A 14,513-nucleotide genomic window follows, 5' to 3' on the forward strand; every position below is an offset into this window, starting at 1 on the left:
TCTACGTCAGCTCGCTGTGTAGGGGAGCCCGCGGCGACCCCTGCTTTGGGGCTTGCGAACTGGAGCGCCGTCCGGCCAGGCATCGAAGAGGCCGGGACCCCGCCGCAGGTCGCGACGGGGTCCCAGACCGTCTAGGCCGGCCAGAACTGGATCAGGTACTGCTCTGTGCCCTCGTCGATCTCGTCCCTGTCCGCGAACTGGCCCGCTGCCTCGTCGCGGCCCTTGGAGTAGGCGCGGCCGTAGTACTTACCAGGGGGGCCGATGGTGATCCGCTCCTCCGAGGCGGGCCCGGTGGTGAGCGTCTCGACCCCCAGTTCCCCCGTGGTACAGGTGAACTTGAAGTCGGTGCTCAGCTCCCAGTCGTCGCCCTGGCGGTCCGGTGCCGCTGTCCATGCCTCGATCCGCACGGCGGCAACGTGGTACTCAGCGCCGCTGACAACGACGATCCAGTCTGGACCGGTGCTGAGGAACTCGCCCTCCGCAGGGCCTTCGGGTTCCGGCGTTTCCTCTGCCTCCCAGAAGCCCTCATCCTTGATGAAGAACTGCCGGTACTCGACGTTGACCTTCTCGTCCAGGACGGCCTGTGGCGCTGCGATGGCCAGGGCTAGGCACTCCGTATTGGTCCCGCTGACTGGGTGTGGCAACGGGCCCAGTCTAGCGAGTGATCGCCACCTTGAAGGCGTCGCCGTCCAGGACCCGGCTTCCGACGAAGAAGGGGTTGATCGCCCGACCTGCGGCTTGGTTCTGCTCCGAGTTCAGCGGCCGAGCCGAGAAACGGCTGCCTTTTTTGGCTGCTCCCTCTGCCGTGGAGGCAAAGGGGTATTCGTCACAATCATTTCCTTTCTTGGAGTAATTGGGATCGATGCCCTTGCAGATCTTGACCGCTGCGGCTCGGTTCGCGTCGATCTTGGACCGCTGAGTCACGCGATGGAGCGTGCTCGGGATGGTCTTACCCTTGAACTTCGGGTCAGTCGTCTCGGGCCGGTTGATGGCGTCGTCGATGTGTGATGCTAGAGACGTGTCGCAGTCCGGATGAGGTCGGCGACGGCTCTGGACCGGCTGTGCGGTGTGGGGTGCCAGAACTCGGCCACCGGTGTTGACCTGGCCTTTTAGGCGGCTCGTTCGTAGTCGTTGATCAGGACGCCGAGGAGGGGCTGGCGTTTGATCCGTTCCTTGGTCAGGTCTGCGACGGGGTGGTCGGGCCGTGGTGGCTGCAGGTCGCGGCCGCGGTGGGGTCGTCGTCCGTTGTAGTGGGCGGCGTACTCGGCCAGAACGGTACGCAGGTGCCGCTCGCCGAAGATCAGCATCCTGTCGGTGACCTCGGTCCGGACCGTGCGGACGAACCGTTCTGCGTAGGCGTTCGCGCGGGGAGTCCGGGGTGGGATCTTGACGGTGGTGATGCCAGCGTCGGTGAGGGTCGCGTTGAACGATGCGGTGAACTGGGCGGCGCGGTCACGGACCAGGAAGTGGAAGTCGGCAGCCCGGTCACCGAGATCCATGAGGAGGTTCCGGATCTGTTGGGTGGTCCACAGGCCGTCCGGGTGGGCGGTGACCCCGAGGATGTGGACGGTGCGGGAGCCGACTTCCAGCACGAAGAAGCAGTACAGACGCCGCAGCGTCACGGCGCAGTCCACGTGGAAGAAGTCCACGGCCAGCATCGTCGAGGCCTGCGTACGTAGGAACTGCCGCCACGTCGTGTCGGTCTGCCGTTTCGGGGCTGGGGGCAGCCCCAGGGACGTCAGGACCCGGCGGATTGTGGAGGCGCCGACCCGGTGGCCGAGCTTGAGGAGCTCGCCCTGGATTCGCTGGTAGCCCCATGTCGTGTTCTCGGTCGCGAGCCGTTTGATCAGCGTGGCGATCTCCGGGCTGATCGGTGGCCGTCCCGTCCGCTGCGGGTGGGTCCATGTCCGTGTGATCGACGGCGGTGCCACCGTAGGACGGTGCCGGGCGTGACCAGCCGGTGCGTGCGCAGTGCCCTGGGCAGGAGTCGGATCAGTGCGGCGAGGACCGCCCGGTCCGCCCAGTCCCACCGGGGCTTCGGCTGGGTACGGCGCAGCACCGTGACCTCGTGCCGCAGCACGAGCAGCTCGATGTCCTGCGACGCCGACGAACGACCGAGGAGGACCAGCCAGCCACACACCCGCACGAAGATCAGATAGAGCAGGCGGATGGACATAGCTGACCATCATGCCGACAGTCGCATCGTCGCATCAGCCCAGGTCACGGGCCCAGGCCGACTTCTGGCACCCCACAAGGGCCGGGCGGCGTCGACGAGCAGTGGAGTGAACCGCTGGACCCACCGGGAGATCGTGACGTGATCGGCGGTGATGCCGTGTTCCGTGAGCAGCTCCTCGACGTCGCGGTAGGAGCGGTAGGACAGGCCGTACCGCAGGTATCATCGGACTGCCAGAACGATCACTTCCGGTGAGAACCGGAACCCGGCGAACTCCGAAACCGGGACGGCTGGTCGGACGTGCTGGCGACGGCGGCGCATCACCTGATCATGCCGGCCGCCGGGGTGGACCGCAGCCCGTGCAACAGACCCCCCCACGCCGCCCGCCGCCGCTACCTTGCCAGAGGGTCGCCGCCGCGCACGCCGCCGGCAACGCGCCGGTCGCGGCGAACGCTACTGCTCGACGACAACGAGATCACCGTCATGACAGGCCGCCTCCATGGCGGCCCACAGCTACGCCCACCAGCGTGATCTCGACGGTGCGGTGACGACGCTGCTGAGCGCGGAGCAGACAGCGCCCGAGGAACTGCGCCACAGCCCGCGGGCACACACGCTGGTATCGGCGCTTCTGGACGCGAGCCGATTGGTCCCGGTCTCCTCTTGTTGCCAGCCTCTCAGCTACGATTCGACGCAGCCTTCTTCGGCATACTGCCCTGAGGGTTTACAAAAAGTGAAAATTCGGCCGATGGTTCGTGGGCCAGCCCGTGGCGGGCCCAGCTGTTCTGACGGGCCCCGCCGCCGGTCGCTGTCCCGTACTCGACTGACATCAGGTGATCATGACTGACCCCTCATCGCCAGCGGCGCGTCATGCGACGATGTCCGGGCGGTACCTCGCCGGGCTGGCGGCCCGTCTCGCCGACCGTCACCGGAAGGAGACGGCGGTCGTGGCCGTCGCCCGCGGCCACGCCGATCAGCTTCGCGCGCAGCTGGCACAACGGGATACCCAGTTGGCGGAGTGCCAGCTGCAGCTCGGGCGCCTCCAGGAGCGGATCGGGGGACTGGCCGCAGACCTCGCCCAACGGGATCAGCGAGTCGCCGAGCAGGCCGAGACCATCGGTCAGCTGGGGAAGCGGCTGGAGGTCGCCGAGCAGGCGTTGGGGTTCATCTCCCACGAGGCGCTACCCGCCTTGATCGAGGGCACGCATACGCCCGCGTTGCCGGCGGCCCTCGACGGCAATGCCGACATCGTGGCCCGCTACGACGGCATCGCCGGCCAGATCATCGAGCTGCGCGACGCGCTGCGACAGGCACAGGAGGCGCTGCGAATCGGTGAACGACGAATCGTCGCCTGGGAGGAGGGTGTGCGATTCGTCACAGACCACCAGCTTCCCGCCCTGGCCGCCGGTGATCTGGTTCCGGCACTGCCGGACGCCGCCGGTGACGAGGCGATCGTCGGGGTGCTGGACCGGATCGGCGCGGTCGTCGCGAAGCTGGTGGAGCAGGCCCACGATCGTTTCCGGGACCGCGAGGAGGCCCTGCGGGCCGCGACGGTCGGGCTCGCGCGCAACGTGCAGGCCGTGTCCCACCGGGTGCAGGAAGAAGCCACGGCCATGGTGCTGGCGCATCCGACGACACCGGATGTGCTCGAGAGCGGCTACCGCGTGGACCATGCGGCCGCGCAGCAGGCCCGTTACGCGCAGAACCTCGCGGTGCTGTGCGGCGAATCGCCGGGCCAGCAGTGGCAGGAGCCAGTGGCCGTAGCCGACATCGTGACCGCGGCTGCCTCACGGATCATCGCCTATCAGCGGGTGCACGCATCCGGCGACCCGGACACCGCGGTCGTCGCTCACGTCGCCGAACCGCTCATCAGCGTCATCGCCGAGCTGCTGGCCAACGCGGCGCAGTCCTCGCCCTCGACGACCGAGGTGCTGGTCGGAATCCGGTCGGTGCAGCGCGGAGTGGTCTACGAGATCGACGACTGTGGCGTGGGCATGGAGGAGTTCCGCCTGAACCGGGCGCGGGAGATCGCCTCGGGACGCCGGCCCGTGCGGGTGGCGGATCTCGGCCAGACGCCGCAGACCGGCCTGGCGGTGGTCGGCGAGTACGTGCGCCGCCACGGACTGCGGGTCGATCTCAGCGAGTCGGTCTACGGCGGCGTCCGGGCGGTGGTCTTCGTGCCCGACGAGCTGACCGAGCTGTTGAACCCCGCCACACGTCTTGCGCGCAACCGCCACCGGACAGGATCTCCGGCCGTTGGCACGCCCCCGGCACCTGACGCTGTGTCCCCGCCCGACCCCGCCTCGGCCCCCTCTGGCGACCCGGCCTCGGCCGTGGGGAAGGACCGCCCGTCGAAGCCGGTGCTCCCGCAACGCCGATCGCCCCGCCATGCCGCGCTCGCCGAGAAGGTTCCGCCGCCCGCCACGCCATCCGCGAGCCCGCCCGCACCGCCGCCGTCAGCCGACGAAGCCGGATCGTTCCTCGCGGCGATTCTGAGCGTCTCGCCGGACGCCGCTTCCGGTGGCGAAGTCACTGACCCGGGCGACTGCACCCCGCCCTCGGCCCCGCTCACTCCCGCAGAGGACACGGAATGACCCCCGATGCCACCGGCACTCTCCACACCGACCACTGGCGTGGGATCGACGCCAACCGCTGGATGGTGGAGGAAATCGAGACGACGCAGGGCGTACGGCACGCGTTCGTTTTCACCGCCGATGGCTTTGTGACCGCCGTCTCCAGCACCATGGACCGCGACGGCGCCGAGAAGCTCGCCGCCGCGTGCTCGGCCATGGCGTCCCTGGGCAGGGCGGTCGCCGGAGACCACGGTGAGGGTGGCATTCCCAGCCACGTGGTGTACGAACTCAACGGCGCCAAGCTGATGTTCCGCGGCGCCGGCGAACGCACCTACCTGGGTGTGATCACCGAGGCCGTGATTGACCCGGCGCTCGTCGCCCACCAGATGACCACGACGGTACGCAAGATCGGCGAGAAGTCGTTGAGCTCAGCCGAGCGCCCGCACTAAGCCGTGGTCGACCCCACGGACTACCTCGGCCCAGTTCGACCGTATGTGCTGACCGGGGGCCAGGCGCGCCCCAGCCGCAACACGGTCCGGCCGGAGACCCTGCTGGTGGCTAACGCGGACGCCAGCCTGCCGCCCTCGGCCACGCGTCAGCATCGGTCCCTGGTGCAGCTGTGCCGGGGAATGCTGTCGCTGGCCGAGGCCGCCGCCCACCTGAAAATCCCGGTGAGCGTCACGGCGGTCATGGTCTCGGACCTGGTCGACAGCGGCCATCTCGCCGTGCGCACGGTGGGGGCCGATCCGGACACCCCGAACCAAGAGCTTCTCGAAAGGGTCCTGCATGGTCTCCGTAGCCTCTGATCACCGCGGAGCTGATCGTGACGAGGCGGACCGGTATGTCTCGCCGACGGTGCGCCAGTCGGTCAAGATTCTGGTCTCGGGCCCGTTCGGCGTCGGCAAGACCTCGTTGATCGACTCGGTGAGCGAGATCATACCGCTGCATACCGAAGAACAGATGACCCAGCAAAGCCTGGGGGTCGACTCGCTGACGGGTGTCGAGCGCAAGACGTCGACGACGGTCGCCCTGGATTTCGGTCGGATCACCCTCGGGGACGACATCGTGCTGTATCTCTACGGCACTCCCGGGCAACGACGATTCTGGGACCACTGGGCCGGGCTGGCCGAGGGCGCGATCGGCGCCCTGGTCCTGGTCGACACGCGCAGGCTGGAGGAGAGCTTCGAGGTTTTCGACCAGATGGAACTGAGTGACACGCCCTTCGCCGTGGCCGTGAACGTGTTCCCCGATACGCCGGATATCCCGCTGGACCAGGTCGTCGCCGCGCTGGACCTGCCCACCGATACGCCGATGACGTCCTGCCGGGCTCTGGACAGGCAGTCCTCGATCCAAGCGCTGATCACTCTGGTTGAGCACGCGACGGTATCCTCCCGGCTGACAGGGGCGCATCGATGATTTCCACCCGCCATTCCCTGTCGGACTTCACGGGTCTGACTCCGCTGTCGGAGACCACCACCTGCGCCGACCCACAGGCCGCCTACCGGATGCTGCGGGAGCGGTGGGGGCAGGTCGCACCGGTGGAGCTCGAACCCGGTGTACCGGCCTGGCTGGTCATGGGCTATCCCGAGATTCTTCACGTGGTGCGCAACGAGCGCCTGTTCGCCCGCAATCCCTCGCACTGGCGGCTGCTGTCCGACGGTGTCGTGCGCCAGGACTCCGGACTGGGACCGATGATGTTCCCGCGGGACAACGCCTACTTCGCGGACGGAGCACGGCATCGCCGGCTGCGGGCCCCGCTCGACGAGGGCATCGCGGGCATGGACCAGCACGCCCTCCGGCGCTCGCTGCAGGCGACCTGCCGAGAGCTGATCCGCGGGTTCGCGAAACGCGGCGAGGCCGACCTGGTCACCGAGTACGCGTCGGTCATTCCCATGCTGGCGGTCTCCAGCCTGTTCGGAATCTCCACCGAGCACGGCCATCAGCTGCGGGCCGGCCTGATCGCGCTGTTCGGCAGCGGCGAGGACTCGCAGGAGGGCAACCGCACCTTCGAACGCATCCTGACCGAGGTCATGCAGTCGCACGCGGCCAGCCCGGCCGAGGACCTCACCACCGCCTTCCTGGCGCACCCGAACCTGCACGACAGCGACGAGGTCGTGCAGTCCATCGTTCTGATGATCTCGGCCGGCTACGAGACGACGACCTCGTGGATCGCGCAGACCATCCGGCTGATGCTCACCGACCCTCGGTTCGCCGGGCGCCTGCACGGCGGCCGTCTGGGCGTGGACGACGCGCTCGACGAGGTGCTGTTCCGCGATCCACCCATGGCCAACATGCCCGCCCGGTACGCGCTCGCCGACACCGAGCTCGCCGGGCAGCCCATCCGCGCGGGCGACGCCCTGATCCTCGGCCTGGGCGCGGCCAACGCCGACGCGCGCATGCACACCGACGACCCCTGGCTGGAGACCGGCAACCGTTCGCACCTGGCGTTCTCCGCCGGCCCGCACACCTGCCCGGCCCTGGACCCCAGCCGTCTGATCACCCGCACAGCCGTCACGACCGTCTTGACAGAACTGCACGATCTCACCTTGGCCATTCTTCCGGATGAGATCGAGCTGTTGTCCTCGCCGTGGACCCGCTGCCCGGCGAGCCTTCCAGTGCGTTTCGTCGCATCCGACGTGCCCATCGTTGAGCAGGAGGTCTCGCATGGCTGACTCGACCGCCATCCCGCTGGTTCCCCTGGATCCCTTCGGCGCCGATCACCACGGCGAACAGCGCCGGCTGCGGGAGGCGGGTCCGGTGGTGCAGGCCGAGCTGCCCGGCGGCATCCGCGTGTGGGTGGTCACCGACCACGCCCTGCTCGCCGACCTGGTGGCGGACGAGCGGGTGAGCAAGAACTGGCGGAACTGGAGCGCCATCCAGGACGGGACGATCACCGACGACTGGCCGCTGGTCGGCATGATCAAGGTGACCAACATGGTGACCAGCGACGGCGTCGCGCACTCCCGCCTGCGCCGACCGGTGACCCGGGTGTTCACGCGCGGCCGGGTGGAACAGCTCCGTCCCCGCGTCAACCAGATCGTCGCCGAACTGCTGGACGAGCTCCCCTCCCATGCCGGCCCCGACGGATCGGTGGATCTGCGGTCGCATTACGCCTACCCGGTGCCGATGCAGGTGATTTGCGAGCTGCTTGGCGTCCCGCGGGAGTGGCGCGCCGAGCTCCGCCGGCTTGTCGACAGCATCTTCCGCACGGACACCAGCAGCGAGGAGGCCGTGGCCACCGAGCGGCAGCGTCTGGCCCTGCTCGCCGAGCTGGTGCGGCTGCGTCGCGACGAGCCCGGTGATGACCTCACCAGCGCGTTGATCAAGCTGCGCGAGGAGGACGAGGCGGCGCTGACCACCGAGGAGCTCGTCGACACCATCTGGCTGCTGCTCACCGCCGGCCACGAGACCACGCTGAGCCTCATCACCAACGGCGTACGCGCCTTGCTCACGCATCCGGACCAGAAGGCCATCGCCGTCGCCGGTGACGCCGCGACCTGGTCCAGTGTGGTCGAGGAAGTGTTGCGCTGGGACGCGCCGATCGGGAACTTCCCCGCCCGCTACCCGCTCGAGGATGTCACGATCGCGGGCGTCACGATCGCGAAGGGCGACGCGATTCTCGCCGCGTACAGCGGTGTCGGGCGCGACCCCCGCCAGTACGGCCCCGACGCCGAACAGTTCGACGTCACCCGCGCCCCCCAGCGGCATCTGTCCTTTGGCGGCGGACCGCACCTGTGCCTGGGCGCGCACCTGGCGCGCCTGGAGGCAGGCGTCGCCCTGCCCGCTCTGTTCGCCCGGTACCCGGACCTGCGCCTGGCGGCCGACCCCGCGACCCTGCCGCCGGTTCCGTCGTTCTTCTCCAACAGTGCCGCCGCGCTGCCGGTCCAGCTCGGCCAGGCCGCCGTGGCCCCGCCCTCCGTTATCTGAGAGACGCTCGGGGCCGTCATGTGAGCCGGCCGAGGCGCGCGTTGCTCCCATCCGCTCGACGCCGCGCGCCATCGCCACCGGCTGCCTACCCGGGGGAGCCGTGCTTGTCGCAACGTGGTCACTCTCGCGGCTCGGTCGCCGCACCCCTGGTGGGCAGCGATCGCCGAAGCTGGCCGCGCGCTGCCGCTGAGGCCCCGGGACGCCCGTTGCCATACGCGCTCGGCGATCACGGCGGCGCTCCCGTTCGTGATCCCGAAGCGCGTAGGGACAATCACGGCATCACGGGCGGTGGCACGCCCATAGCCATCTGCCCTTCGCGGGGAATGACCTCGGCCGGCCGCTGCGAAGGCACGCAAAGAACGGTCACCGCGTCGCGCACCGGTCATGCCCGCTCTGCGTCCAGCGTCAGCGCCCCAGGGCACCGGCCACCTGTGCCAGGATCAGCGACGTCATCGCCACGTCCAGGCCCGTCGGCCCAGGAGGGACGACAGCCAGTCGATCACGACCGGTCCGCCGGGCCCCATCAGCACGTTCTCCGGATGCAGGTCACCCCGAAGCCAGCACCGCGGTCCCTGAGCCTCGCCCAACTCCGACAGTTGCGGGCCCTGCTCACCTATGACGAGCGCGCCCGGTCACGTCCAGCGGCGTGGTGTACAGAGGGTGACTCCGCGTGATCCTTGTTTCCTGTACGCAGTCCTGACCGGCATCGGGATCGGCATCGGCAAGCGGTTCACCGCAGTAGTACTGGCCCGGCGACACGCCGCCGATCCGCATTCCAGTCACACAGGGTGCAACTGATCCCCTGCGCCCGGACGTCCACAGCCTTCGACCTCCTCCGAGGAGGATCGAGTACCCGCCGACCTGCCGTCCCAGGAAGGGCAGCCCCTCTCCAATCAGGCCACAGTGGTGCGATGATCTCCGGAGCGGCGTGGATGTGGGCTCATTGTGGGTGCAGATGTTCCGGCACGGCGCGGCACCCGCGGGCACGCCACGGCACCGAAAACGCCGTGACCTGGGAGAACGCGGCATCACCCGGCACGACGCGGCATGGCGCGGCACGTCACCGCGCGACTTGTAATCGGGCGGTTAGGGGTTCAAGTCCCCTCGCCGGCTCCAGACGCACCCCCTTTGACCTGCGATTTTACCGCATTGAAGATCAAAATTACGGGTTTCAAGATCGTGGATGGGCTCGAGATGGGCTCATTTGGCAGAACCGTGTCGATCAATCGTCCGCCTACGTGCCGTTCTCAGGGGTGGATTGCAGTCCGGGTTGGCCACGGTGGGGCCCCGGCTGCGAGGCGATGGAGGGGCGCGAAGGGCCGGTGTTCGATCGATGATTGAGTCCGCCGAGAATGGTGACGGAAAGTGACGACCCGCCAGTCTGGCTGATCGTGAATGGGACGTTGAGAAGCTGGGCGCGGGAAGAGTCGACGTTCCTGGTAGGTGGGCTCGTCGACCCCGTTCGTCTGCACGCTCTGGGCGTCGTGTGCTTGTCGACCGGCCGGGGGTGGGTCTATCCGTCTGTTTCCTGCGGTTTCTGCCTGGTCTGCTGCTTGCCGGGAGGCGTCGGGCAAGGTCAGTCCTGACCGTCTGCCGGGCGGGCTTGGCCCGGGGATCCGGAAATGTCGTGATGGGGATTTCGGGCGGCCGCGTCGAGTACGTACCAGTATGCGATGGTGGTGGGACCGTCCGCGACGGGAGGCGATGGCGGCGTGTCGACGGCGGGCCGTCGACCGGCCGGGGCTGTTGCGTTGCGTGGAGTCACGGCATGGCGCCTCCGGCCGATCGGCTGTTCAGACCGCTCGCGTGAGCTTGGCCAAGGCAGCCGGGCGGGCGGCGGCCACGACGCTCTCGCCGAGACTCGTGATCTGGCCGGCTGTCCTGAGCGGGCTGCGGCACGGCCCCCTCCGGCTGTCACGGACAGTGGGATGCCAGGGGCGGAGGTGTCACGTCGTTGCGTCAAGCGCCAGGGCGGCCGCGAGGGCGTCTGGGCGTTGCAGCTCGGGGAAGTGCCCCGTCCCGGGCAACCGGTGGATACGAACGGCAGGAACGTGGTCGCGCAGCGTCTGCGGATCGCTGGCACGGTGGGACCGGTCGGCGTCGCCCCACAGGAGGGTGACCGGGACGGCCGGCGCCAGGGTCGGCGCGGGGCCGCTGAGATAGGCCTGGAACGCGGTGGCGAGGGCGAACATCGCCCCCGCGGCGAACGCGGCGTCGCTGTGGCGGACGAGCGCGCCGGTCAGCGTGGCGTCGGCGGTGGCGGCGCGCAGCCAGCGGCGGGCGACCAGCGGCGCGCACGGCCGCAGCAGGAGCTGGCCGACCCCCGGCAGGCGCAGCGGCGATCTGCGGGCGACGGTGTTCCGCCAGGCGATCTGCTGCGCCCAGCCCGGGGCCTGGGTGAGCACGAGTCGGTCGACCAGGTCGGGGCGGCGGGTGGCGATGTCCAGGCCGAGGTAGCCGAACGCGCAGGGAAACACCAGCCCCATCGGCGCACCGCCGAGGCCAGCCAGGAAGGCCTCGACGACCCGGGCGGTCGCGGCGAAGGAACCGTCGAAGCCGGCCGGCGGGGTTGAGAAGCCGAATCCCGGCGGCTCGAGGACCACCACCCGGTGACGCCCGGCGAGCCGGCTGATCACCTCGCTGTAGGCCTCCACGGTGACCGGCGGATCCGCGACGAACACCAGCGTCCGCCCATGTCCGACGTCGCGGACGCGCAGCAGCGCACCGGCGGCCTCGACGACGCGCACCCCCGGTGTCCGGGCCGACGCGGGCAGCCCGCGCCGCAGCGGCCGAGCGAACCGCTCGTCGATCCAAGGTCCCCATCGCGTCGCCGGCACCCGTCCATGTCATCAGACCGGTGCTGGAGCGTCGACCGGTGCTGGTGAAGGCGAGACCAATCCGGCGTGCCGGTTGGGCGCCCGATGATCCCCGCGCATCCCAGGCGCCAGCCCTTGGCCTGTCCGCTGCGCGGCGGTGATGTGACGCGCACCCCGACGCCGCATCGACGCAGGTCGCAGGCTCCCCGACTTAGGAATGCGCCGTCGAGTCAAGTCGATTTGACTTCAGCTGGTTACACCGACCACAGGATGGCACCAAATTCAACGGGTTGACCGCCAGTGCGGGGATCTGGTGGCCGCCCAGGGGTCTTGCGTGGGTAGGTCCATTGTCGTGCGAGGAGCTCACGGCGCCGGCGCAACACGGTGGCCGGGGTGACGAAGAACGAACCCCAGCGGGCCCGGGGGAGTAGCCGAGACAGGGCTGCGAGGATCACCCGATCCGCCGGCTCCAGCGTCGGACGATTCACCTGCCGGCGCAGTACCGCCACCTGATGGCGAAGGACGAGGAGTTCCACCTCCTTCGCTGTGTCCCCGCGCACGCGGAGCAGCATCAGCCCGAGAGTGTTCCGAGTCAGGGCGTAGAGCAGCGACCACACCATGACCATCCAGCCTGCCTGACACGGGCCCGGTCCGGCAGGCAAACGTGCAGGTCACCGTCCAAATCGGGGTTCCGGAGCCCCACAGGGTCCGTAGGCGACCCGTCGAGTCTGACTACCAACGGCATTAAGAGCGTTTCTCACGTGGCCAGCATCTCCAGCAGGTCAGCGTGGCTAACGGGCATGAGCCGCCGCTTCGCGCCAAGATACTGCCGCGCCGCTTCCGTTCCTCGGTGCTGGCGCACCTGCGGTACGGGTCGGCTTGCCGCCGGGTGATGACAGCCAAGTTGACAGTCAAGCCGGTGGACGACCCCGGATGTTGGCGGACGACAGCGGACGGAACACACCAGACCAGCGGACACGGCGGACGTCCACGGACGTCAGTAGAAGATTCAGATCTAACTACGGAACGGAAGGTTCGCCGCGGTATAGGGCCGGCAGTGCCGCGATCGGCTGGGCCCGCCGTTCTGGCTGCGGACGAGTGTGCCAGTGTGGGTTGGTGAGGAGATCTTCGCGGAACTGGGTGCTCGGCGACCGGTTGTGGGACGACGAAGGACAGGTGTGGTACCGCGACCGGGGCGAGTGGGCCGACGCCGAGGAGGTGGAACGGCACCTGGCTAGCGCGTGCCGGGTCGTCCTGCACGGATTCCGCCGTCCGATGCAGTGGCTGACCTCCGCCGAGGCTGCGGCTCGCTGGCGGCAGATCCGACCACACTGCGCGGTGCCCGGCCAGTACGGAGCCGACGGCGACGCCGAGGGTCTCACGTATGCCGCGGTGCTGTGGCGCCGTGGTGACAGGCAGCTCCTCGGGTTCGAGGTGTTCTGCTGAGCCACGCAACACGTTCCTGAAGCTGCCCCGGTTCCGTTCACAGGTAGGGCTTTGAAAGTTTATGCGACTTGATGGTACTCGTTGAAACGGGTTTCGTGCTCGTGGGGCTGAGATATCCGTTGGTGGAGTGGCGGCGCTGCCGGTTGTAGAACCCTTCAATGAAGTCGAAGATCGCGGCTCGGGCCTCGTCGTGAGTGGCGAAGCTGGTCCGGGCGAGAAGTTCACATTCGAGGGTCGCGAAGAACGACTCGGTGACCGCATTATCATAACAATCACCGGCGGGACCTACGGAGCGCCGTACCTGGCGGCGGCAGATCTTGGCGAAGTCCCGAAACGTATATTGAGTTCCTTGATCGGAATGATGAATAATTCCGGGTGCGGGGCGGCGGTGGCGCAGTGCCATGGTGAGGGCATCGGCGACGAGGGGTGTTTTCTGCTCGTCGGACATGGACCATCCGACGATCCTGCGGGCGTACAGGTCGAGGACGACCGCGAGGTAGAGGAAGCCCTGGGCGGTCGGGACGTAGGTGACGTCCGATCTGTACTGCGTACACGATCGATGCGGTCAGATATCAAGCCCCGGACGCCGGACACCGGACTCTGGCCAACAAGCGTCGGACCGCGGGCGCCGGGCACCGGGCTTCCGGCTGCGGGGCGCGTACGGGGTGTACCCGGGGTGCATGATGGGCGATATGGGTGCTGACGAGCCGGCGCAGAACGCATGGTCGCGGGTGGACACGAGCGTGCCGCACTCCGCTCGGGTCTGGAACTACTGGCTCGGAGGCAAGGACAACTTTCCCGCCGACCGGGAGCTGGGGGACAAGGTCTTCGAGGTCTACCCGGACATCGTGCGGGTCGCCCGCGCGCAGCGGGAGTTCCTGGTCCGAGTGATCACCTTTCTCGCCGGCGAGGTGGGCATCCGCCAGTTTCTGGACATCGGCACCGGCCTGCCGACCGCCGACAACACCCATGAGGTCGCGCAGCGGATCGCCCCGGACTCCCGGATCGTCTACGTCGACAACGATCCGCTGGTGCTGGTGCACGCCCGCGCGCTGCTGACCAGCGCGCCCGGTGGCGCCACCGCCTATGTCGACGCCGACGTGCGCGACCCCGACAGGATTCTTGCGGAGGCGGCTGAGCTCCTGGACTTCACCAAGCCGGTCGCTCTCGTGATGTTCGGCATCGTGGGGAACGTCGCCGACAACGACGAGGCGAGCGCGATCGTGAAACGGCTGCTCGACGGGGTGCGGCCGGGAAGCTATCTCGCGCTCAACGACGGCACGCACGGCGAGGCCGTCGACAAGGCGATCGAGATCACCCAGGCGGACGGGCACCCCTACAATCTGCGCACCCCTGAGCAGGTCGCGTCCTTCTTCGACGGCCTCCAGCTCGTCGAGCCGGGTGTGGTCTCGACGCCCCTCTGGCGGCCCGCGCCCGCGTCCGAGCCGCAGCCGCTCCACATCTTCGGCGGGGTCGGCCGCAAGCCGTAGCCCATCCTCGACGGGGTCGATCGGGGTCCGTTGACGTTCGGAGAGCCGGGACGCGCGGAGGCCTTGGCGGGCCTGGGAGTCAGACTGCGGC

At 68.7% G+C, this 14,513-nt stretch carries 12 protein-coding genes and 4 pseudogenes; 8 read left to right on the plus strand and 8 right to left on the minus strand.

The genetic code is table 11. The features are described 5' to 3' along the window. Positions 1-131 precede the first annotated feature (131 nt). From FRAQA3DRAFT_RS24840 to FRAQA3DRAFT_RS33590, 4 genes and pseudogenes are all read right to left on the minus strand, one after another. Positions 132-644, minus strand: coding sequence for a hypothetical protein (locus tag FRAQA3DRAFT_RS24840; protein WP_009741807.1), 513 nt, complete (start codon positions 642-644; stop codon positions 132-134). A gap of 10 nt (positions 645-654) precedes the next feature. Beyond that, positions 655-924: a NucA/NucB deoxyribonuclease domain-containing protein gene (locus FRAQA3DRAFT_RS35420; protein ID WP_157467644.1), complete on the minus strand. Its 270-nt coding sequence runs from the start codon at positions 922-924 to the stop codon at positions 655-657. Between the two features lie 185 nt (positions 925-1,109). Then, positions 1,110-2,176: pseudogene (locus FRAQA3DRAFT_RS24845) on the minus strand (integrase core domain-containing protein). Positions 2,177-2,203: 27 nt separating this feature from the next. Next, positions 2,204-2,494, minus strand: a pseudogene (locus FRAQA3DRAFT_RS33590) (IS6 family transposase); the annotation flags it as partial. Between the two features lie 515 nt (positions 2,495-3,009). Here FRAQA3DRAFT_RS33590 and FRAQA3DRAFT_RS24850 point away from each other — a divergent pair. From FRAQA3DRAFT_RS24850 to FRAQA3DRAFT_RS24875, 6 genes are read left to right on the plus strand one after another with little or no spacing between them, the layout of a single operon-like run. After that, positions 3,010-4,764 (plus strand): ATP-binding protein, encoded by a 1,755-nt coding sequence (locus FRAQA3DRAFT_RS24850; protein WP_232291747.1) that lies wholly within the window; start codon positions 3,010-3,012, stop codon positions 4,762-4,764. Further along, a complete protein-coding gene (locus FRAQA3DRAFT_RS24855; RefSeq protein WP_009741809.1) occupies positions 4,761-5,192 on the plus strand; it encodes a roadblock/LC7 domain-containing protein in 432 nt (143 codons plus the stop codon). Before FRAQA3DRAFT_RS24850 ends, FRAQA3DRAFT_RS24855 begins: the two co-directional genes overlap by 4 nt. A 3-nt stretch (positions 5,193-5,195) precedes the next feature. Next, complete coding sequence (locus FRAQA3DRAFT_RS24860; RefSeq protein WP_009741810.1) at positions 5,196-5,549, plus strand: DUF742 domain-containing protein; 354 nt, start codon at positions 5,196-5,198, stop codon at positions 5,547-5,549. Then, positions 5,530-6,159 (plus strand): ATP/GTP-binding protein, encoded by a 630-nt coding sequence (locus FRAQA3DRAFT_RS24865; protein ID WP_009741811.1) that lies wholly within the window; start codon positions 5,530-5,532, stop codon positions 6,157-6,159. The genes FRAQA3DRAFT_RS24860 and FRAQA3DRAFT_RS24865 overlap by 20 nt, the downstream gene beginning before the upstream one ends. Further along, positions 6,156-7,415: a cytochrome P450 gene (locus FRAQA3DRAFT_RS24870; protein WP_009741812.1), complete on the plus strand. Its 1,260-nt coding sequence runs from the start codon at positions 6,156-6,158 to the stop codon at positions 7,413-7,415. The genes FRAQA3DRAFT_RS24865 and FRAQA3DRAFT_RS24870 overlap by 4 nt, the downstream gene beginning before the upstream one ends. After that, positions 7,408-8,670, plus strand: coding sequence for a cytochrome P450 (locus tag FRAQA3DRAFT_RS24875; protein WP_009741813.1), 1,263 nt, complete (start codon positions 7,408-7,410; stop codon positions 8,668-8,670). The genes FRAQA3DRAFT_RS24870 and FRAQA3DRAFT_RS24875 overlap by 8 nt, the downstream gene beginning before the upstream one ends. 449 nt (positions 8,671-9,119) lie before the next feature. On the opposite strand, the gene FRAQA3DRAFT_RS38940 is transcribed toward FRAQA3DRAFT_RS24875, so the two are convergent. The 3 genes and pseudogenes from FRAQA3DRAFT_RS38940 to FRAQA3DRAFT_RS33595 all read right to left on the minus strand — a co-directional run. Beyond that, complete coding sequence (locus FRAQA3DRAFT_RS38940; protein WP_369809477.1) at positions 9,120-9,200, minus strand: hypothetical protein; 81 nt, start codon at positions 9,198-9,200, stop codon at positions 9,120-9,122. A 1,416-nt stretch (positions 9,201-10,616) separates the two neighbouring features. After that, entirely contained in the window at positions 10,617-11,507 is an 891-nt protein-coding gene (locus FRAQA3DRAFT_RS24880; RefSeq protein WP_063820816.1) for an alpha/beta fold hydrolase, read from the minus strand. A gap of 290 nt (positions 11,508-11,797) precedes the next feature. Continuing rightward, positions 11,798-12,148: pseudogene (locus tag FRAQA3DRAFT_RS33595) on the minus strand (helix-turn-helix domain-containing protein); the annotation flags it as partial. A gap of 454 nt (positions 12,149-12,602) precedes the next feature. Here FRAQA3DRAFT_RS33595 and FRAQA3DRAFT_RS24885 point away from each other — a divergent pair. After that, positions 12,603-12,932 (plus strand): hypothetical protein, encoded by a 330-nt coding sequence (locus FRAQA3DRAFT_RS24885; protein ID WP_157467648.1) that lies wholly within the window; start codon positions 12,603-12,605, stop codon positions 12,930-12,932. Positions 12,933-12,969: 37 nt separating this feature from the next. On the opposite strand, the pseudogene FRAQA3DRAFT_RS33600 reads toward FRAQA3DRAFT_RS24885, so the two are convergent. Continuing rightward, positions 12,970-13,431 (minus strand): annotated as a pseudogene (locus FRAQA3DRAFT_RS33600) (IS3 family transposase); the annotation flags it as partial. Positions 13,432-13,615: 184 nt separating this feature from the next. Between FRAQA3DRAFT_RS33600 and FRAQA3DRAFT_RS24890 the strand changes: the two are divergent. Continuing rightward, complete coding sequence (locus tag FRAQA3DRAFT_RS24890) at positions 13,616-14,422, plus strand: SAM-dependent methyltransferase (protein WP_157468733.1); 807 nt, start codon at positions 13,616-13,618, stop codon at positions 14,420-14,422. Positions 14,423-14,513 lie beyond the last annotated feature (91 nt).

Source organism: Frankia sp. QA3 (genome assembly GCF_000262465.1).
Classification (GTDB): domain Bacteria; phylum Actinomycetota; class Actinomycetes; order Frankiales; family Frankiaceae; genus Frankia.